Source organism: Roseburia zhanii (assembly GCF_014287635.1).
Lineage (GTDB): Bacteria > Bacillota > Clostridia > Lachnospirales > Lachnospiraceae > Roseburia_B > Roseburia_B zhanii.
Genome location: NZ_JACOPH010000003.1, coordinates 41365 through 63476 on the forward strand (window position 1 = coordinate 41365; position 22112 = coordinate 63476).

Annotated in this window: 10 protein-coding genes and 2 tRNA genes; 11 read left to right on the forward strand and 1 reads right to left on the reverse strand. The window is 40.5% G+C overall.

What is annotated here, in order from left to right; translation table 11 throughout:
- Positions 1 to 23: 23 nt before the first annotated feature.
- Complete coding sequence (gene rplT, locus H8S17_RS05165) at positions 24 to 380, forward strand: 50S ribosomal protein L20 (RefSeq protein ID WP_178050773.1); 357 nt, start codon at positions 24 to 26, stop codon at positions 378 to 380.
- Here the strand turns inward: rplT and H8S17_RS05170 are convergent.
- The gene (locus tag H8S17_RS05170; protein ID WP_186866513.1) at positions 377 to 1264 is read right to left on the reverse strand and encodes an AraC family transcriptional regulator; all 888 of its coding nucleotides are present in this window, start codon (positions 1262 to 1264) and stop codon (positions 377 to 379) included. The genes rplT and H8S17_RS05170 overlap by 4 nt on opposite strands.
- Before the next feature lie 171 nt (positions 1265 to 1435).
- Between H8S17_RS05170 and galE the strand changes: the two genes are divergently transcribed.
- From galE to H8S17_RS05220, 10 genes are all read left to right on the forward strand, one after another.
- Entirely contained in the window at positions 1436 to 2452 is a 1017-nt protein-coding gene (galE, locus tag H8S17_RS05175) for a UDP-glucose 4-epimerase GalE (protein ID WP_186866514.1), read from the forward strand.
- Between the two features lie 68 nt (positions 2453 to 2520).
- Positions 2521 to 2592 (forward strand) — tRNA-Glu (locus H8S17_RS05180).
- 38 nt (positions 2593 to 2630) lie between these two features.
- Positions 2631 to 2702 (forward strand) — tRNA-Glu (locus H8S17_RS05185).
- Positions 2703 to 2916: 214 nt separating this feature from the next.
- Positions 2917 to 7431, forward strand: coding sequence for a beta-L-arabinofuranosidase domain-containing protein (locus H8S17_RS05190; RefSeq protein ID WP_186866515.1), 4515 nt, complete (start codon positions 2917 to 2919; stop codon positions 7429 to 7431).
- Between the two features lie 75 nt (positions 7432 to 7506).
- The gene (locus H8S17_RS05195) at positions 7507 to 11493 is read left to right on the forward strand and encodes an alpha-L-arabinofuranosidase C-terminal domain-containing protein (protein ID WP_186866516.1); all 3987 of its coding nucleotides are present in this window, start codon (positions 7507 to 7509) and stop codon (positions 11491 to 11493) included.
- A 209-nt stretch (positions 11494 to 11702) separates the two neighbouring features.
- The gene (locus H8S17_RS16405) at positions 11703 to 13577 is read left to right on the forward strand and encodes an InlB B-repeat-containing protein (RefSeq protein WP_207723370.1); all 1875 of its coding nucleotides are present in this window, start codon (positions 11703 to 11705) and stop codon (positions 13575 to 13577) included.
- A 26-nt stretch (positions 13578 to 13603) separates the two neighbouring features.
- Complete coding sequence (locus H8S17_RS05205; RefSeq protein WP_186866517.1) at positions 13604 to 15457, forward strand: cache domain-containing sensor histidine kinase; 1854 nt, start codon at positions 13604 to 13606, stop codon at positions 15455 to 15457.
- Positions 15417 to 16937: a response regulator transcription factor gene (locus H8S17_RS05210; RefSeq protein WP_186866518.1), complete on the forward strand. Its 1521-nt coding sequence runs from the start codon at positions 15417 to 15419 to the stop codon at positions 16935 to 16937. The genes H8S17_RS05205 and H8S17_RS05210 overlap by 41 nt, the downstream gene beginning before the upstream one ends.
- Positions 16938 to 16955: 18 nt before the next feature.
- Positions 16956 to 18200: an ABC transporter substrate-binding protein gene (locus H8S17_RS05215; protein ID WP_186866519.1), complete on the forward strand. Its 1245-nt coding sequence runs from the start codon at positions 16956 to 16958 to the stop codon at positions 18198 to 18200.
- A gap of 37 nt (positions 18201 to 18237) precedes the next feature.
- Complete coding sequence (locus H8S17_RS05220) at positions 18238 to 22062, forward strand: beta-L-arabinofuranosidase domain-containing protein (RefSeq protein ID WP_186866520.1); 3825 nt, start codon at positions 18238 to 18240, stop codon at positions 22060 to 22062.
- Positions 22063 to 22112 lie beyond the last annotated feature (50 nt).

Consider the following 22112-nt stretch of genomic DNA (forward strand, 5'->3'; position numbering starts at 1 on the left):
AAGTAGTTAAGGAGGAATAGAAAATGGCAAGAATTAAAGGCGGCTTAAATGCTAAGAAAAAACACAATAGAGTTTTAAAACTGGCTAAAGGTTATAGAGGAGCTCGTTCCAAACAGTACAGAGTAGCAAAACAGTCTGTTATGAGAGCCTTAACAAGTTCCTATGCTGGTAGAAAACAGAGAAAAAGACAGTTCCGTCAGTTATGGATCGCTCGTATCAATGCAGCAGCCAGAATGAACGGAATTTCTTACAGCCAGTTCATGCACGGCTTAAAATTAGCTGGTGTAGATATGAACCGTAAAATGTTAGCAGAGATGGCTGTAAATGATGCAGAAGGATTTGCAACATTAGCTGAGTTAGCAAAGAGCAAAGTAGCTTAATTGTAATAAGCAGATGGACAGGCTCCCGTTTTTCGGGAGTCTTTTTTGGTAATCTTTTTCTGGAACTGTTTGCGGTAGTCCCTTGGGGACATCTGTTTTTGTTTATGAAAGATCTTAGAAAAATACAGGCTGTTGTCAAAACCGATGGAATTTGCAATGGCTGTGATGGACAGGTTGGAATGTTCTAAGAGATAACAAGCCTGTTTCATGCGGAAAACCGTTAAATATTCCTTAGGAGATATATGTAAGACATTCTGGAATGACCGGAACAGATGACTCCGGCTTAAGCCTACATAATCTGCAATATCTTCTACAGTGACCGCATAGGAATAATTGGCAGTGATATATTCAATCCCTTTCTGGACATAGCTGTTGGCTGTGTCTGGTGCTTTTTCATGGGAGGCGGTCTGCATAAAAAGAGAAAGCATCGTATAGAGCCGTCCGGTCATTTCAACAGCATGTTCTAATTCATTGCCTCTGGCATCATAAATATGAAGGATCTGCCGGTGGATCGATTCTCCGAGAGGATTTTTATGGATGACCGGCGAGTTTGGGGAAAAATCTGTAGCTTTTAAAATGATCGAAGCGTCACTGCCGGTAAAACCCACCCATGCATATTCCCATGGGGATTTATGGCTGGCAATATAAGTGACTTCTGTATTCGGATAGACCAAAAAGGCATCTCCCGCAGACAGCGTATAGGTATTGCCATTGACGATATAACTGCCGCTGCCGGAAATGATATAATGGATCAGGTAATGATCCCGGATTCCCGGTCCCCATTGATAGCCGGGCGTACATTTTTGAAAACCTACATTATATACAGAAAGAGATACTAATTCTTTTTCGCTGACTTTGTAGGAATTTTTGTAATTTGCACTCATAATGCCTCCGAAAAGAAATGATACTGTCATTATAATCTTTGAAAAAAACAGATGCAACAAAATTACATATATTTTATACATTTTTTGCTAGAGGAAATGCAAGGAATCAGCTACACTATAGTCAACAGGAAAACCTAAATAGAACAAGGTAATGGTAAAGGAGGAGTACATATGGCAATCTTAGTAACAGGTGGTGCCGGATATATCGGCAGCCATACATGTGTGGAACTTTTAAATGCAGGTTATGATGTAGTGGTATTAGATAATCTTTCTAATTCCAGTGAGAAATCCCTTGATCGTGTAAAACAGATTACCGGAAAAGAAGTAAAATTTTACAAAGGAGATATTTTAGACCGTGATATCCTTTCTAAGATCTTAGAAACAGAAACGATCGACAGCTGTATCCACTTTGCAGGATTAAAAGCAGTCGGTGAATCCGTTGCAAAGCCATGGGAATATTACAATAACAATATTACCGGAACGTTAACTTTAGTAGATGAGATGCGTAAACATGGCTGCAAGAACATCATCTTTTCTTCTTCAGCAACAGTTTATGGAGATCCGGCAGTCATCCCGATCACAGAAGAATGCCCGAAAGGAACCTGTACTAATCCTTACGGATGGTCAAAATCCATGTTAGAGCAGATCTTATCCGATATGCAGAAAGCAGATCCTGAATGGAATGTGATCTTACTTCGTTATTTCAACCCGATCGGAGCACATAAGAGCGGATTGATCGGTGAGAATCCAAACGGTATTCCAAACAACCTGATGCCATACATCACACAGGTAGCAGTTGGAAAATTAAAAGAGTTAGGTGTCTTTGGTAATGATTATGACACACCGGACGGAACCGGTGTCAGAGATTATATCCATGTCGTAGACTTAGCAGTCGGACACGTAAAAGCATTAAAAAAGATCAAAGAGAATGCCGGACTTTGTATCTACAACCTTGGAACAGGAACCGGATACAGCGTACTTGATATCGTAAAGAATTTTGAAGCAGCAACCGGTGTGAAGATTCCTTATGTGATCAAAGACAGAAGACCGGGAGATATTGCAATCTGCTATTCAGATGCAACAAAAGCAAAAGAGGAGTTAGGCTGGACTGCACAGTATGGGATCAAAGAAATGTGTGCAGATTCATGGAACTGGCAGAAAAACAATCCAAATGGTTATGATGACTAAAGGATGAAACTTTTTGAAAAAAAGACTTGCAAAGTCGGAATTTGTATGTTAAAGTATTAGACGGTCATGGTTCGTTGGTCAAGCGGTTAAGACGCCGCCCTCTCACGGCGGAATCAGGGGTTCGATTCCCCTACGAACTGTTTCTGTTTGATACAGACAGCACAATTTCATATGATATGGTTCGTTGGTCAAGCGGTTAAGACGCCGCCCTCTCACGGCGGAATCAGGGGTTCGATTCCCCTACGAACTGTTCTGTTTATTATAAACAGCCCAACCCGGAAATATCCGAGATTCTATTTAGTTATAGAGTTTCGGATATTTTTTTGTTTTTTTAAAAAAGTATATATATATTAAAATATGGAAGATAGTTTAAAATTGTTGCCTTGTGTATAATTTCTCTTTCCTACATACTAAATATAGCATCATGTGAAAAAAATCACATATTAGGAAAGGAGTAGAGGCGTATGAAAAAACACATGAATAAATCACTGACAGCGGTGGGATTGTCATTTGCAATGTTAGCCACATCGATTGCACCGTCAGTGACAGCGATTGCTGCAGAAACTGACAGCAGCATAGACAGTGCGGCAGCAGACAGCAGCACAACAGGTACAGGGGATCTTGGTACAAACCTTGCCTTGACAGCAACAGCCAAGGCAGCTTATACCAATACGTATGGTATTTCAACAAAAAAAATCAATGACGGAACTCTGGCAACACCAGATGCTCAGACAAGCTGGAACTGCTGGGGCGCAGCAGAGGAAAAGTATCCGATGGAAGTGACATTGACATGGGATACGGCACAGACAATGTCATCCACACGAGTAGCATGGTGGGCTGACGGCGGCGGAGTTACATGGCCGGGCGGTGCTGCACTTTCTTATCTGGATGCAGATGGAACTACATGGAAAGAACTTCCGGATGTAGGAGCAGAACACGCAGATACGACAACAGTCACTAATGAAGTCTGGAACGTGGTGAATTTCGGCAAGGAGATCAGTACAACCGGCTTAAAACTTTTAGTAAACAGAGGCAGCGGTTATAATGCAATCGGTATCAGTGAGTGGGAAGTATATAATGCAAGAATCCCACAGGATATTACGGGAGCATCTGTAACCGGAAATATTAAAGTAAAAGCAGGCAGTACAGAAACTCTGACAGGTAATACAGTGCCGGCAAGTTTATCAGATGAAGCAACCTACGCATGGTCAGTTGCAGAAGAAAGTGGTGACTATATTGCGATCGATGGTGCAGCTAATGAGAGAACTGTAAAGGTAAAAGGTCTTAAAAAAGGTGTTGCCACATTGAAATTATCTGTGACTAGAGAAAGCGTCACAAAGAATACGGATGTTGAGATCCGTGTTATGGATGATTCGATTGAGAGCATTGATACCTATAAGACTGCAACAGCAGCCGGAACAGCACCGATCCTGCCGGATAGTGTTGTAGCAAATGGAATCGAATTTGATGATCCTACGACAAGCACACAAGCAGATTATGGTTATGAATATGCAGAAACGTTTAATTCTAAATTAGTTCCTGTCACATGGGAAGCAGTTGACCCTTCATCTTATGCAGCAGATAAGGTCGGACAGAAATTTACTGTAAATGGTAAAGTGACATATGCAGGTGAGGAGCATCCTGCAACAGCAGAGATCACTGTAGCAGAGCCGGCAGCAGCAGGGACATCAAACAGCAGTGTTACATTTGAAAATGTACAGTTAGAAGATGAGTTCTGGTTACCAAAACAGGAAACAAATGCAACAGCATCTTTAAACAAAGCGATCACTGAGATTGAAAAAGCAAGCGGTGGAGAACCGAACTTTGATAATGCGATCAAAAAATTAAATGGAGAATCCTATGATGCATTCAATGGTTTTGTATTCCAGGATTCTGATATCTATAAGAGTATCGAAGCAATCTCTTATACATTATCTGCAACACAGAATGAAACCAGTGATGAGATGGTTGCACAGAGAGAAAAATTAAAAGAGAAATTAAACAGCTGGATCGAGAAAATCGAAAAAGTACAGTATGCAGATGGTTATATTGATACATTCTTTACTTTAAGAAGTGAAAGCTATAGCGGTGGAGGCAAACCGGGAACACACCGTTTCTGGGAGATGTCTAACCATGAATTATATAATGCAGGACATTTTCTGGAAGCCGTTGTTGCTTATACACGTTATCGTGAAGGAATCGATGAACCGGATTACAGATTATATGTAGCAGGTAAACGTTTTGCTGATGATATTGTAAGACTCTTTGGACCGAATGGAACACGTTACGAAGTACCGGGACATGAAGAAGTGGAACTTGCACTTGTAAAATTCGGAAAACTTGCAGAAGAGTATGAAGGAAAAGGTGCAGGACAGAACTATTATGATACAGCACAGACGTTGATCGACAGACGTGGTCAGAATAAGAATCAACGTAATACAGGATACAATGGAGGAACTTATTCACAGGATGCAACACCGTTTGTAAATGAAACAAATGCAGTTGGCCATTCCGTAAGAGCAAACTACTATTATACAGGTATTACGGATATTGCAACTTTGTTACCGGAATCTGATGAAACAAGAGCAAAATATATCAACAGCTTAGATACGATCTGGAATTCTGTAACGGAAAAGAAAACTTATATTACAGGTGGTATCGGTACGACAACCGCAGGAAGCTCTGCAGAAGGTTATGGTAATGATTATGATCTGCCGCCAGATCAGTCTTACTGTGAGATCTGTGCAGCGATCGGATCTGCAAACTGGAATCAGAGAATGAATCTGCTCCATGAAGATGGAAAATATGCAGATATGGTAGAAACAAACCTGTACAACTCAATTTTAGTTGGTACAAACTTAGATGGAAACCGTTTCTATTACAGTACATTATTAAGAGTCAATCGTGGCAATGGCCGTTCAGAATGGTTTGGCTGTGCATGCTGCCCTCCAAACTTAATGAGAACGATTGCTGCTTTAGGCGGATATGTATATAACGTACATAACAAAGATCTGTTTGTAAATATGTATGCTGCAAGCAACAGTAACGTTACTGTAGATAATACAAAAGTAGGAATCAAACAGAAAACAAACTATCCTTGGGATGGAAAGATCAAGATGACCGTTACACCGGAAGCTGAGAAAGAATTTGCAATGAAAGTTCGTATTCCGGGCTGGGTAAGTGAGCAGAAGAACCAGAATGTAACAATCGATGTTAATGGTGAAGCAGTTACAGCAAAAGCTGAAAACGGATATGTTACCATCAACAGAACATGGAAATCCGGAGATATTGTTAATATTGATATTCCAATGGAGATCAGATTAACAGAATCAAATGAAAACGTTGAAGCAACAAAAGGACAGGTCGCTATTGAAAGAGGACCAATCGTATACTGTATTGAAAAAGCAGGAAATGCACAGTTAAATACATCTATTGAAAACTTTGATCCATTGAACTTTGTTATCCCTCGTGATGCAGAATTAAAAGCAACTTACAATAAAGATCTGTTAAAAGGTGTTGTAGAGATCACAGGAGATGTGAAGTATGCAACTGGAAAAGGTGCAGAAATGATCGATGCAAAATTACAGGCAGTTCCATACTATGCATGGAATAACCGTGGTGATGATGCAGCTTATGAAGCAGGTCTTGCAAGTCCGAAGAATAATTCGTCTAAGATGGAAATCTGGGCTATGGCAGATACACCTGAATATAAAGAAACAACAGTCCGCGATGAAGCAACGCCATCCGTAAGTTATGTAGGCTGGAAAATGGGAGCAGAAAACTTTGTCGATGGTAAAGAAAGCACATTCTGGAATGGTCATAATGATCCAAATCTTCAGACAAAAGATCAGTGGATGATGTATGACTTTGGAGATAAGAAAGCAGAACTTACCGCTTCAAGGATTATGTTCTATAAAGCATCGGATGGTGGTGTTATTGCACCAAATGGTATTAAAATCGAATATACAGATGAGAATGGTGATTGGAAAGAAGTTACGCCTGTTGGTGACTGGGTATGTAAAAATGATGAATATTCTACATTTGAATTCGAAAAGATTATCACTTCTAAGATACGTGTAACAATGGATCACGCTGTTGTAAGTGGAAAAAAGGTTGCGGTAGCTGTAAATGAATGGTATTTAACAGGTCAGCTCGCAGGAGAAAGTAAACCGGAAAATACTGCATCAGCTGAATCTGTTCAGAAATTAAGATCAGCTGTTACATCCGCAGAAAGCACTTATGCACAGTCTAACTATACAGAAGAAAGCTGGAAGGCATATGCAGCAGCATTAGCAGCAGCAAAGACCGTTGCAGCAAAGGAAAATGCGACACAGGCAGAGGTTGATAATGCAAATGCAGCATTAGCAAAAGCAATCAGTGAATTAAAAGCAAAGACACCAAGTGATGGTGGCACCAATAATGGTTCAGACAGCAGTAATAATGGTTCAAGCAACAATAATGGTGCAAATAACAGTACCAACAACAATACAAATAATAATACGAATAACAACACAAATGCTGGTTCTGACCAGAACACACCGGATGCTTCTATCAAAGCAGGTGATACAGTTACCGTAAAAGGTGTTGTTTACAAAGTGACAAATGCTGATAAGAAAGAAGTAGCAGCAACAAAACCAAGCAGTAAAAAAGCAAAGAGTATTACTATTAAGAATACCGTTACTGTCAAGGGTGTAAGCTGTAAAGTGACTTCTATTTCTGCAAAAGCATTTACAGGAATGAAGAAACTGACGAAAGTAACAATTCCAAAGAATGTAAAAACCATCGGATCAAAAGCCTTCTATAAAGATTCTAAGTTAAAGACGGTTAAGATCGCATCTACATCGATCAAATCCATTGGTAAGAATGCATTCAAGGGAATCAACAAGAAAGCAAAAATTGATGTTCCGAACAAGAAGATCAAAGCATACAAGAGATTACTGAAATCAGCAAAAACAGCAAGTTCCGTTAAAGTAAAATAACAGACAGGACAGTATGAGGCAGGGACGAAAGAAATCTTTCGTCCCTGTTTTAAAGCAGGAGGGGATTTTATAGCTATGAAATTAAAAAATATAAAAAAAGCTCTGATCGGTATCGTGTTAGCCGGTGCGATGGTATTATCCTCAGTGCCGGCAGGAACACTTAGCGTATCAGCAGAAAGTTATGAAGATGTTTCGGGAACACCGACACTTCGGAATTATGCAACAGCATCAGTAAGTTATGTTGGATATAATATGGGAGCCGATAATTTCGCAGACAGTAACATGGATTCATTCTGGAATGCCCATGGAGATCCGGATCTACAGTCAAAAGATCAGTGGATGATGTATGATCTTGGCGAACGGAAAGCAGAGATCACCGGATCACAGATCCGTTTTTTAGATGATGGAGGCGGTGTTGTGACACCGACAGGAATCAAGATCGAATATACGGATGAGAACGGAGAATGGAAAGAAGTTACACCAAAAGGTACATGGACCTATAAAGGAAATCAGGATGTGGTCTATGAACATGAACCGGTAACAACTTCAAAGATCCGTATCACTATGATGCATGCCAAGAATGGTACAACAAAGATGGCAGTGGCAGTCAAGGACTGGCTGTTATTAGGAGATGTACCGGACAGTTTTCCAAAGCCAACGGTCGTACCGGCGGAAGACCCGAGTCCGGATCTCAGCCTGCCGGATGCAGCAATCTATGCAGAACCAAGTGCACATTATACATCTGCGTGGGAAAATCTGCACGGGATCAATAATCCTGATTTTGAGCCGACCGGTTCTAATATCGGTACAAATCTTGGCTGGGGAAACTGGCAGCAGAGTACCGGTACGATGGCATGGGTACAGTATGACTGGGATGAACCGATCACAACAAAGACATTTCAGGTATACTGGTATGGTACAGAAGCGGGCATGAAGATCCCATCTGATGTCGGATTCCAGTACAAGGATGAAAGTGGTGCATGGAAAGATGCCACATTAGTTTCCCATCCAAAGAATTTTTCAAAATTCAACCGGTATAATCAGATCACGATCGGGGAGATCACAACAAAGACGATCCGTATGAATATGAAAGTCACCGGAGATTCCTGCGGTATTTACCGTTGGAAAGTCTATGCAGATATACCGGATTCTTTTGGTGTCAGCTATGCAGTAAAGAAGTTAGGGATACCAGAGATATTTGAGGGTAAAGTTTCCAGCAGCATTTATGATAAACTGACATTACAGACATCTGCTTTAAATGGAAAGGCTGCAGTTACATGGGAAAGTGATACACCTTCTGTTATTTCAAATGATGGAAAGATCACAGCACCGGATAAAGATACGTATGTTACATTAAAAGCAACCTGTACACAGGGAGATATTCAGGCATCAAAAGAGATCAGGCTGCTTGTATTAGCAAAAGACAGCACAGAATTTGCTTTAAATATTGATACAGCAAATGAAGGTGCTAAGATCAGTCAGGAATTATTTGGTGTATTCTATGAAGATATCAACAGTTCCGGTGATGGCGGTATGGCAACCGAACTTGTAAAAAATAATTCCTTTGAAAACTATAAGAATATTGATACACCGGATAACCCAACCGTAAAAGGCGATCAGGCTTCATGGAAATTACACTGGACATCCAGCAATGCCGCAGGTTTTAGCGTAGAACAGACAGACGGACTGAATCAGAATAATACGAATTATGCAAAGATCACAGGAAACCTGACTTTAAAAAACCATGGATTTGTCAGAAAAAATTCTCTTGACAAATCTGCAATGGGAATCACAGCAGGTAAGAAATACGATTTTTCTATCTATACAAAAGCAGCGGAGAACTATGCAGGAACCTTAAAAATAAAAGTAGTCAATGATGCAGGAACAGCGATCACAGATGAAGTGGCAATTGATTGTAAAAAAGACGGAACATGGAATCAGTCAAAAGCAACTTTAACAGCATCAAAAACAGAACTCGGTACGATCGCACTGACATTTGAAGGTGCAGCAGATACCGATGTGATGTATATTGATATGGTATCTTTGATCCCGACAGACAGTTTTGGATATGGAAACAAAAACTTCTCTTATGGAGCAGGACTTCGTGCAGACCTTGTACAGAAATTAAAAGATCTCAATCCGAAATTCTTCCGTTTTCCGGGCGGCTGTGTCGTAGAAGGAAGTTATGGTACAGAAAGTTATTATAACTGGGAGGATACGATCGGACCATTAGAGGAAAGAAAAGCAAATGCAAGTTACTGGGGAACAGAAGGTCATCCGGTAAATTATGTAGCAGATTATGGTTATATGATGTCTTATCAGTTTGGATATCATGAAATACTCAGTCTTTGTGAAGAATTAGGTGCAGAACCATTTCCAATCTTAAGTGCAGGTATTTTCTGCCAGTTCCGTAATACGGCAAATGCAGTCAGCGGGGCAGATCTTGAGAAGTTCGCAAAACATGCAACAAACCTGATCGATTACTGCTGGGGTGATCCGGACAGCTCAAATGCCACGCAGGCAGAATGGGCAGCAAAGCGTGTTGAAAATGGACACAGCGCACCATTTAACTTAAATTATGTTGGAATCGGTAATGAGAACTGGAATGATACAGCAAAAAATATATCCTACCGTGATAATTTTATCTGGATCAAAAATTATGTAGAAAAGTATGTCAAAGAGAATTATCCGGGAAGAAAGATCACATTGATCTCATCCACAGGTCCATATTATCAGGGTGGACAGCATACAGAAGCATGGAACTGGATCAATCAGGATATTCCGGGAGAAACTTTGGTAGATGAGCATTATTATGTCAATTATACGAATGATGCAAACAATACCCTGTTAAATGATGATTATGTATATGACGGATATAAACGTTTAAAAGACGGTGGAAGCAACGTATTTGTTGGAGAGTATGCAGGACATATTTCATCTACAACAGAAAATGTTTTAGATACAGCGATCAGTGAAGCAGCCTACATGACAGGACTTGAAAGAAATGGTGATATCGTCCGTCATGCGTCTTATGCACCATTATTTGAAAAAGAAGGCTGTCGTGACTGGGATTACAATCTGATCAAATTTGACGAATATGGAAGTTATGGAACACCGAGTTATTATGTACAGACAATGTTTTCAAATAACTATGGTAACCAGATCGTCAATACAACCTTAGAAAAATTAAATGCCGAAAATGGTTCTTATGAAAAGCATCCGGGACATCAGAAAGATGTATATTATGTATCTTCAAAAGATGATGAGTATGTATATCTGAAATTAGTCAACCATGACAATTTTGCGAAGGATATCACACTCCATTATCCGAAAGTGGCAGATGGAACAAAAGCAGAGATCATCACTTTATCTGGTCGTGCAATGGATGCAAACAGTATGCAGAATCCTACAGCAGTTGCACCGGTAACATCCGATTCACAGATCCATAATGAAAAGATGTTATATACGATTCCGGCAATGTCGTTTACAGTTATTAAAGTTGCTTATAAGGAGAAACCGGCAAACATAACACCGGCACCTGTTCCGGTACCGACACCGGGTAATAATGGCGGTAATACAACTGCACCGGCTCCGGTAACACCAGCGACACCTGCTCCATCTGCGGGAACAAAAGAAGTACTCGCAAAAGGAGATACTATAACCGTCAAAGGTGTGAAATATCGTGTAACAAATGTCAATAAGAAACAGACAGAGGCATATGCACCGGAAAAGAAAAACGCAAAATCCCTTACGGTTGCAAATACCGTAACAGTCAAAGGTGTAAGATGTAAGGTAACAGCAGTTTCTGCAAATGCATTTGCAAATATGAAGAAACTTACGAAAGTAACCCTGCCAAAGAATGTAGTTTCAGTAGGTAAGAAAGCATTCTATAAAGATACAAAATTAAAAACGATCAAAATGAATGCAACAGCACCAAAATCTGTTGGCAAAAATGCCTTTAAAGGAATTTCTAAAAAAGCAAAGATCGATGTACCGAATAAGTACAAAAAGACCTATAAGAGATTACTGAAAAAGGCAAAATATACTGGAAAAGTAGTATAACAGACATAAGATTCCTGTCAGAAGGTAAATTCTGGCAGGGATCTTTTTTGTTCAATTTCAAAAAAATGTGTTAAAATAAGTAACACAGATTAAAAAAATATAGTTGACGATACTTGAAATGGATACGCATAATAAAGTATAAAGCGGTATTTATAGCCAGCGGACAGATCAGTAGCAGGAACACAAAAAGAAGGAGGAAGATTCTAATTATGAAGAAAAAGATAACAGCTTGTCTGTGGATGATCTTCGGAGTATGTATATTATCAGGAGTGTCAGTAAATGCAGCAGATACATCACAGACAGATACAACAAAAGATACTCCGGTCATAACAAAAGCGCAGATGATCAGTGACTGTGATATCGAACTCTACTGGAGTGAGGCAGTCACAGAAGGAGCAGGAAATACACCGGCAAGGGATATTGATAATTTTTCGGTTACCGTTGATGGACAGCCGGCAGAGATCTATCAGTATACATGGGAAGAATATGATTATTCCGAATACGGCATTGTATACTATAGTCCGAAAAATGATCAATATCCGAACAACCCGGACACACCAAAGACATCGATCCGTATCACAGATCCTGTTTCGGATGTGAATGATCTTCCGGAGATCAAAGTTACGGTCAAAGCAGATAAGATCAAAGGAAAAAGTGGAAAATATGCAAAAGCACAGACCATAGAAGTCAAAGATTACGAAGCATTTTATCAGAAAAAGATCACGATGGACTGTGGTGTAAAGATCTGGGGTACGGCAAAAGTGAAATCAGAAGCCATGACCAAAGCAAAAGAGATGTTAGAAGTGATCCTTGCAAACAAAGAAGTTGCCAAACGCATGGGAGAGGGAGGCTGTATCCTTGGAATATATGGCAATGGTGAGATCGCATATGATATTCCGGAACACCGCTATTCGTATGATAAAAATTATCTTTATGTGGAAGGATTCGGTGGTACGCAGTTAGCTTCTATTAAAGACGCAAACGTGTTAAGGATCAAACAGGCAGACAGCGCAGATTATTATACAAATTATCCGGATGAGAGCATCCTGACACATGAATTTGCACATACCGTACAGAATTTCGGTCTGACAGAGGTACAGCAGGCAGAATGGGAAAAAATCTATGCGGATTCTGTTACAAAGAATGGAAAATGGCCGGGAGCAGAACCAGGACAGCTTTCTTATGCGGGATCTAATTCCAGCGAATATTTTGCAACATTATCGGCAATCTGGTTTAATGCCATGGATGATACATGGGATGGTAACTGGGATGGAATCAGAGGACCGATCAATACCAGAAAGGAATTAAAAGCTTATGACCGGGCAGCATATGATTTCTTATCAGATATCTATGTATCCGACCAGTATCTGCCGGAACCATGGAATAACGGAACCGTACCGGATAACAATACATATGTAGCATTTGATGCCAATGGCGGAACAGATGTAGATAAGACCTGTATCATTGCTGATGGAAAGACGATCGGTACACTTCCGGCAGCTGCAAGAGAAGGCTATGTATTTGATGGATGGTATACAGAAGGTGGAGAAAAAGTAACGGCAGATACAAAAGCAGCAGGACTTGACAGTTGTACGTTGTACGCACACTGGACAAAAGAAGGGGATCATACGCCGGTGGATCCGAAACCTACACCGACACCAGTGCAGCCAACACCGACACCGACACCAACGCCGATACCAGTGCAGCCAACACCGACACCGGTACAGCAGCCGGATCAGACACCGGCAGCAGATCAGTCAGCACAGCCGTCAGGTACAGATACCACAGAAAAAGTCAGTGTCAAAAAAGCAAAGATCACTTCTGCAAAAGCACAAAAAGGTAAAAAAATCACTTTAAAACTAAAAAAAGCTGGCGATGCAGATGGCTATAAGATCCTGTATTCCCGGAATGCAAAGTTTAAAAAGCAGGTCAAAACAAAATATATTAAGACGACAAAAGTGACCTTAAAAAAATTGAAAAAGGGAACATGGTATATCAAAGTACAGGCATATAAGACAAATACAGACGGAGTAAAAGTATACGGAAAGGCATCAGCAGTAAAGAAAGTAAAAGTAAAACGTTAGCATACCGTATCAGATAGGAGAATGACATGAGGCAGGGTATAAAACATCTCAGACAGAAATATATGGATCTTAGTTTTAGAAGAAAATTATTTCTGATGTTCTTTTTGATCTGTGCCCTGCCGATCGCTGTATTCCAGATAGTTTCCATGCAGATCAGCATCAGACATTTAAATACCCAGATCGATACTTTGATGACAGAAAACCTGCATCAGACAGCAGAGAGGGCATCATTGATCTTAGATGCGTATACTGCGGTTATTTACCAGATCTATACGGACGATACGATTGAAAAAGATTTAAGTGCTTACCATGATGCCGGAACAATGGAACAGACAGCACTATTCTTTTCCATGAATGAAAAAATCAAACAGTTTGCAGAGATCAAAAGCGGAATACGCTGCATCAGCCTGATCTGCCGTACAGGGGAGAGTATTACCTATGACAAACAGACGGGATCGGTACTAGATAATATCTGGAGAGATTATGAAGACCTAAGGGAGATCGAACCATACCGTCTGACCCATGGAAGGCAGGGAGTCACATTGATCCCGACCAGGCTCATTCAGGATAATGAAGATAAGACACCATTATTTTTCCTTGGGAAAGATATCTATAGCTCAAATCATATGGATCATGGTGCAGTTGCTACTGTGGTCATGGGAATCAGTTCTAATGTATTAGATGAGATTTGTCAGAATGGAACGGAAGATAACAGCAGTGTGAGTTTCATTGTGGACGACAGTGCAACACTGATCTCATTTCCGGATGAATACTATTTAGGAAGTACGATCAAAGATGCGAAAGATGCCTGTTCACTTGTACAAAAGGGCAGGATCATGGATAAAGAAAAACAAAATCTTGCATGCAGCAGTTATTATGACAAAGAAACAGGTTTTACATTTTATAATGTCTATGATTATGATGCGATGATGCGTCCGATCATGAAAGTACAGTGGTGGTACAGACTGTTGCTGTTATTAGATCTGATACTTGTAGTTCTGTTAGTGATATTAGTCAGCAGTTCGTTTGCCGGATTTTTGCGTAAGATCATTGATGGAATCCATCAGGTAGAAAGTGGTAATTTTGATGTACAGATTGTGATAGACAGACATGATGAGTTTGGGCAGATCGGAGAACATTTTAATACGATGACCAAAGAAGTAAAGACGCTGATGCAGGAAGTTGTGGATATCTCCGAAAAGAAAAACCAGGCACAGATACGTGCCTTAGAATCACAGATCAATCCTCATTTTCTTTATAATACATTAGATGCGATCAACTGGATGGCATTAGATAAAGAGGAAGATGAGATCAGCAGGATGATCGGAAATCTGGGATTTATCCTGCGGTATACGATGAATCAGAGTAATGCAATGGTAACTGTTACAGAGGTAGAACGGTGGCTGCAGTCGTATGTGGCATTATATCAGTTAAGATACCGTCATTCATTTTCGTTTCAGATCTCTGTGGAACCGGAAGTGGCATTTGTCCGCATTTATAAACTGTTGTTACAGCCGGTGATCGAAAATGCGATCTTACATGGGATCAAGGAAGTAGAAGGCGGAATGATACGTGTGGATATCGGAAAAACCGATGGAGCAGATAAGATATACATCATTGTCGAAGATAACGGATGCGGAATGGATGAAGAAAAAGTCGAACGTTATAATGACCGGAACCGGAAACCGGGACCGGATGAGCATATCGGACTGGCAAATGTATTTGAACGGATTGAATTATATTATGGAGAGGAAGGAAGCTGGCATATCACCAGCGTTAAGGGAATAGGTACTACGGTAGAGATATTATTACCGTATGTGACAGAAGAAGGGATAAGTTATGATAAATCAGACAGAGAATATGAGGATCGTAGTCATTGAGGATGAAGGGGCTATCCGGGAGGGATTAGTCAATATGATCAATGGCAGAACCAGACATCAGGTAGTCGGTATCTGTAAAAACGGAATAGAAGGCATCTCTGCGATCGAAAAAGAAAGACCTGACTGTGTGATCACGGATATCAGGATGGAGGAAATGGACGGATTAGAAATGTTAAAGATCCTCCATGATAAAAAGATCATGCCGTACAGCATTATCTTAAGCGGATATTCGGACTTTGAATATGCAAGAAAAGCGCTCCGGCTCGGAGTAGAAGAATATCTGTTAAAACCGATCTCAATCGATATGTTAGAAACTTCTTTACAGAAGATCGAAGAGAAACTAGAAAAGAGCAGGAATGAACAGGGGTATCAGTTTGAAAATGATATCCGTGCCTGTCTGTTTGGAGAAAAAGAAGAAGCAGAATCCGCAGAAGAAAGGGTGAAACAGATTTTAGGAGATAGCGACCGTGGTATTCTTCTCACCGGATATTATGGGAATATAGAGGAGAATGTTGACATTCTTGACAGGCAGATCAAAACATTTATACGTCTGTCACCGGATTTAAGGATCGTAGATGTAGCAGAAAAGAAACAGAAACTTAAGGTACTGATATTGATCGGTAAAAATACAGAATGCGAAACTGCTATCAGCCGTTTTAAAGAAAACGTTGTGGAACATGCAGCACTCAGTAAATATGAGATCCATTGGGTATCTAGTGAGAGATGTGTTCTGTCTTTATGGAAAAGTTCATTTGAAAAAGAAAAACAGATGTTATTAGATGCACTTGCTGTTACAGGCAGCAGACTTTTTGAAGCAGGTCATGCAGACAATGAACAAAAGGAAATATTAGAATATCCGCATGGGATCGAGAAAAAGATCCTGCGTGCACTCGGAGATGGTAATAAAGAAGAAACGAAAAAGTACATAGATGAATTTTTAGATACGGTTGTCAGTTTATCATATGATGCAAAAGATATCCGGCGGGTGATCTTAAAACTGATGTCACAGATGATCGATACAGCAAAAGAGATCAACCAGAAAGCGTATGATATTTTACGCACACAGAATGGTATGCAGGATGTTTTAAATGCATATACCAAAAAGGAAATGGGGGATATTTTGACCGCAACCGGTGATGTGATCTGTGAAAAGGATAAAAAAGAAGGTATCAGCAATTATATCGTCAACCGGACATTAGAATATATCAGGATCCATTACAAAGAAGGGATCACATTAGAGGAAACCGCAGAGATCTTAAATATCACACCGGAATATTTAAGTATGCTCTTTAAACGGGAAATGGGAATGAATTTTTCCGTATTTTTGAAAAAATTCAGGATCAGCCATGCAAAAAGACTGCTCCGAGGAACCGATATGAAGGTATATGAAGTTGCAGAAGCCTGTGGCTACAGCAATTCCAATTATTTTACCAGAGTCTTTAAGGAAGAAACCGGGATCTCTCCGGCTGAATTCCATTGAGCAGACAGGGGGGATCGCATGAAAAAATGGCAGTTTAATATGATCCTGCTGCCGCTGCTTTTTACCGCATCAGGTTGTGGAATGAACCGGCAGACAGCATCCATGGAAATGCTCGAAACAGAAACGCAGGCAGAGGAGAGAGAAAACTTAGTCCTCTGGTCTTATTATGAAACCAGAGCCCAGAAGGAAGGGCTTGATTATCTCGTCGAAGAATTTAATAAGAGTCAGCAGCAGTATGAACTCTCATGGGAATATATCCCGATGCAGGATTATGTAAAAAAACTGTCATCGGTTATATCAGAAAATGATTTACCTGATCTGATCCTGTTAGATAATCCTGATATGCCAAGCCTTATCCACAGCGGATTTTTAGAGGATATTACGGAACAGATACCGGAAAAGGTCATGCAGGATAAGTATTATCCTAAGGTGTTTGATACCGTAAGATCGGGAGATAAGATCTATGGCATTCCATTTAGTTGCAATAATACGGCGATCATTTACAATAAAGATATGTTTGATGAAGCGGGTCTGCAGGAACCAGAGACATGGGAAGAATTTGAAAATGCCGCACGGACACTTACCACGCAGGGCGAGGACGGACATTATGGTTTTGCAATGTCAGCAGCAGCCGGTGAACAGGGAGCATTTCAATTTATGCCATGGCTGCTTGCAACCGGTGTAGATACACAGCATATGGAAGATGAATGCACAAGAGAGGCATTTGAATTGATCGATGCTATGCTCGCAGATGGCAGTATGCCGCATGAATGTCTGAATTATTCACAGAATGATCTGACAAGAATGTTTCTTGATGGAAAAGCTGCGATGATCGAAAATGGTCCATGGGCAGTTCCTAAATTAGAAGAATCCGGGATTGATTACGGCATCTGTCCGTTTCCGGAACATACAAAACGAGGTATTGTACTTGGCGGTGAAAATCTGGCACTGATCAAAGGGAAGAATGTTTCCGGTGGAATAGAAGTGATCAATTTCTGCAGCAGACCAGAGATCATAGAACATATCGGGGAACTGACCGGTAATATCTCTCCTGTCATAGATAATGCAGAGAGGTTTAAACAATTTTATCCGCAATATGGGGTGTTTGTAGACCAGATGGGACATGGGATCAGCAGAAGTGATATTCCGGACTGGAAGAAGGTTTGTCAGGCATTATGTGACAGCCTGTATCAATTATTTGGAAGTGAACATACAACAGACCAGGTCTTTGACGCATATGTCCTGACAATTTCAGGACAATGATCTGTAGTTGTATACTGGGCAGAGGAGAAACGCATTTATGAGAAAACACAGAAGCATCATACGGTTACGAAAGGCAACAGTTATCCTATTGATATTTACATGTCTGCTGACGAGCCTGTTTCCAGAATATGTAACAGCAAAAAAGACTGAACAGGAAAAAAACGGACTGGTATTGTATTATGATTTTTCACAGACTGAGAGTCTTTTAACAGGCATTTTAGATATGTCAGGGAATGATAATACCGGTTTCATAAAACGTGTCGGTGGAGAGTCACCAAAGGAAAAATATAAAATCGTCAATGCAGACATCTATGGAAAAACTGTCAAGGCACTGTCTTTGCCGGGGGGTGCAGACGGAACTTATCTACAGCTCCCTTCTGGCTTTATCGATGGTAAAGAAGCTGTTACAGTCAGTATGTGGGTACGGTTAGCCGGAGATGCTTCTTATCAGAGGATCTGGGATTTCGGAAGTAACACTGAAAAATATATATATCTTTTATCCGATGGAAAAAATGCAGGTCATGAAGGATATGCAGCAGCGATTACCGAAAAGGGCTGGAAAAATGAGACCGGAGTCAATAAAAAAAGTGATATTGTAAAGAATACCTGGGTATTTACGACAGTTGTTTTAGATAAGACTACAATGTCAGTATATGAAAATGGAAAACAGACCGGAAAAAGTGTTGATACCGGAATTTCCATCAGGGATCTTGGAAAAATGACAAATAACTGTATCGGTTACGGTCAGTTTAAAGATACACCGACAGAAGCTGAGTTTGCAGAAATTAAGATCTATGATAAAGCATTAACTGCGGAACAGATCCAGACGATGTATGAAACTTTCCATACACAGGGAAATGGTCATTCAAACAGCTTGCGGGAAGAAGATCAAAGCGATAAAGTCAAAACAGTCGAAGAAATAAAAGTGACAACAAAGGAAGGGGTCAGTCCATGCCTGCCGAACAATGTGACAGTAACTTATCAGGATGGTTCAAGTGAGAAAGTAAAGGCAGTCTGGCCGGTAAAGATTGAAGAAGGATCTTATGCAAAAACAGGCAGTTTTACAGTAAATGGTTCATTGACCGGTTTTGATATTCCGGTAACAGCAGAGGTTACGGTGGTAGAAGAAACCGGAGAGAGCATCAAACAGACGGCAGAAAATTTTCCTTTAGAGGATATCACATTAGATAAGACTGGTGCGAACGGATCGATATTGACACAGAACCGTGACAGGGAGATCGATTATCTGAAACAGCTAGATAAAGACCGTATGTTATATAATTTTTATAAGAATTACGGAGAAAATGACAAGCTAAAAGGACTAGAGCCGTTGGCAGGCTGGGACGAGCCGGATGGACTGCTGCGGGGACATTCGACCGGGCGGTATATGTCAGCACTTGCACTGGCGTATAGTACAGATGGAGATGAATCCCTCAAGGCAGATCTTGATCATGTTGTGCATGAATTGCGCAGGATGCAGGAAAAATCATCAGGTGATCCTGCAGAATTTAAGGCAAAAGGTACGAATCAGGGTGTCTGGAGTAAAAATCCCGGAAAATGGGGAGATGGTTATATCGGAGCATTTCCGCCGGATCAGTTTTCATTATTGGAAGAATATACGGATTATGGAAAAATCTGGGCACCGTACTATACACTCCATAAGCTGCTGGCCGGATTTTTGGATGCCTATACTTATACCGGAAATGAAGAAGCATTAGAAGCAGCAAAAGATCTCGGAAGATGGGTATGCAGACGCCTTGGTGCCTGCAGCAGGGAACAGCTTGCAAAAATGTGGGAAATGTATGTAGCCGGAGAATTCGGCGGTTGTAATGAATCATTGGCTCAGTTGTATCTCTATACCGGTGATACTGCTTATCTGGATGGTGCGAAATTGTTTGATAATGTCAGTTTTTTTAACAATCTGGAGAAAAATATCGATGATATCGCCGGACGGCATACGAATCAGCATATTTCCCAGGTGATCGGGGCAGTCAAAGTATATGAAGCAACGGTAAAGGCTGGTATGCCGCAGGAGAGTTATTACCGCCTTGCGGATAATTTCTGGAAGATGGTTGTTTCTCGATATGCTTATTCTACCGGAGGTGTGGGAACCAGTGAAAAATTCACACAGCCATATCAGCAGGCAGATAATATTTCGGGTGTTACAAACTGTGATACCTGTGCATCTTATAATATGTTAAGGCTGACAAAGGCATTGAATGTTTATCAGCCGGATAATGCAGAATATATGGATTATTATGAGAGAACCCTGTATAATCATATGCTTGCATCACAGACACCGAATGTAACAGCAGATATGTCTGCCGGAACAGCGGCACGAGTACCGGTAGGAAACGGATCCGTCCGGACATACAGTGAGAATTATACATCATTTACCTGCTGCCATGGAACCGGAATGGAAAGTCCATTCCGTTATCAGGAGGCAGCATATGTAAAGACAGAAGATACTTTATATGTCGGTTTATATCTGCCGTCCACTGTCACCTGGAAGGAAAAAGGAATTTCTATAAAACAGGAAACAAAATATCCTTCTGAAAATACAAAGTTTACGGTTTCTGCTTTAGCAGGAAAAAAAAGTATGCCGGTAAATGTAAAACTGCGTGTGCCTTACTGGGCCACAGCAGGATTTACGGTTAAGGTCAATGGAGCAGTAAAGATCACAGATCCTGATGTCAGTACTTATGTAGAACTTACAGATATAAAAGCGGGTGATGTGATAGAAGTCTATATGCCATGGACACTGCACTTAGACCAGACACCGGATACTTTAGACAATGCCATGATCGCAAGTGTGATGTATGGACCATTTGTCATGGCAGCACAGGTTAACAGCGAAGACTGGAAAACACTTATTTTGTCTGATGATCTTAAAAAATCTTTTACCATTTCAAAAGATGAAGAAACAGGATTTCCGGTCTTGACAGCACAAAGATATTCTTTTGCTCCGATGTTTTCCCCACAGTATGCAGTCAAGCCATATGATACTTACTTTAAGATATTATACACAGATGATACAAAAAGCCGGTGGTTTGAAGTTACGGTCAGAAATGATACCCCGAAAGATGGTACATTTTATACTGATGCAGATATGGTAAAAGAGGGAGACACATTAGTCATTAGTGCAGTGCCGGAAGATGGATACGTTGTCAGGACATTAGCAGTCAATGGAAGTCAGGTGGAAATGGACAGTGACAATACTTATACAGTACAAAATGTCAGAAAAGACATAGAGATCACCGGAAATTTCAGACTTGCAAATGCAGATAAGACAGATGAAGAACATTTAGAATACAGTGCGTTAGTCACTTCGGATTTTACTTCAAACTGGGAAGATCTAGAAGGGATCATGCGGGACTGGGAACCGGATAAATCGGCTGCCGGAACAGGTAAAGGATGGGGAAACTGGCCACAGCAGGGTGGTTCAGAGCATTATGTGCAGTATGAATGGGAAGAAGCTGTTACGATGGATCGTTTTGATATCTACTGGTATGATGATGGAGGTGATACGGCGATACCGGCAAGCATACAGATCGTGTATAAAAACGCTGACGGCAGATGGAAAGATGCGGTGATGTTATCAGATTATAAAGATGTGATCGAAAAAGATACCTATAATACGATCCATATCCGTCCGCTGACAACAACAACCGTAAAACTGATCTTAACTGTACAGGAGGATAAAGCGGCAACCGGTATCTTACGCTGGAAAGTCAGCAACGAAAATATAAAAGATACAGATCAGGCAGAGCCGGCCGATGTAAATGAAAGAGGCTGGCTGTATCGCATATGGAATGGGCTGGTACAAAATATAAAAAATATAATTTTTCATAAAAAGGCTTAAATTATTATAAGCAGTATAAATTTTTATTCTATAAAAGTTTATACTGTTTT

What these genes read in the sequence shown, in the direction of transcription:
- H8S17_RS05210 (WP_186866518.1), top strand. Translation starts at nt 15,417, where the DNA reads ATGATAAATCAGACAGAGAATATGAGGATCGTAGTCATTGAGGATGAA.
- H8S17_RS05220 (WP_186866520.1), top strand. Translation starts at nt 18,238, where the DNA reads ATGAGAAAACACAGAAGCATCATACGGTTACGAAAGGCAACAGTTATC.
- rplT (WP_178050773.1), top strand. Translation starts at nt 24, where the DNA reads ATGGCAAGAATTAAAGGCGGCTTAAATGCTAAGAAAAAACACAATAGA.
- H8S17_RS05195 (WP_186866516.1), top strand. Translation starts at nt 7,507, where the DNA reads ATGAAATTAAAAAATATAAAAAAAGCTCTGATCGGTATCGTGTTAGCC.
- H8S17_RS05190 (WP_186866515.1), top strand. Translation starts at nt 2,917, where the DNA reads ATGAAAAAACACATGAATAAATCACTGACAGCGGTGGGATTGTCATTT.
- H8S17_RS05170 (WP_186866513.1), bottom strand. Translation starts at nt 1,264, where the DNA reads ATGAGTGCAAATTACAAAAATTCCTACAAAGTCAGCGAAAAAGAATTA.
- galE (WP_186866514.1), top strand. Translation starts at nt 1,436, where the DNA reads ATGGCAATCTTAGTAACAGGTGGTGCCGGATATATCGGCAGCCATACA.
- H8S17_RS16405 (WP_207723370.1), top strand. Translation starts at nt 11,703, where the DNA reads ATGAAGAAAAAGATAACAGCTTGTCTGTGGATGATCTTCGGAGTATGT.
- H8S17_RS05205 (WP_186866517.1), top strand. Translation starts at nt 13,604, where the DNA reads ATGAGGCAGGGTATAAAACATCTCAGACAGAAATATATGGATCTTAGT.
- H8S17_RS05215 (WP_186866519.1), top strand. Translation starts at nt 16,956, where the DNA reads ATGAAAAAATGGCAGTTTAATATGATCCTGCTGCCGCTGCTTTTTACC.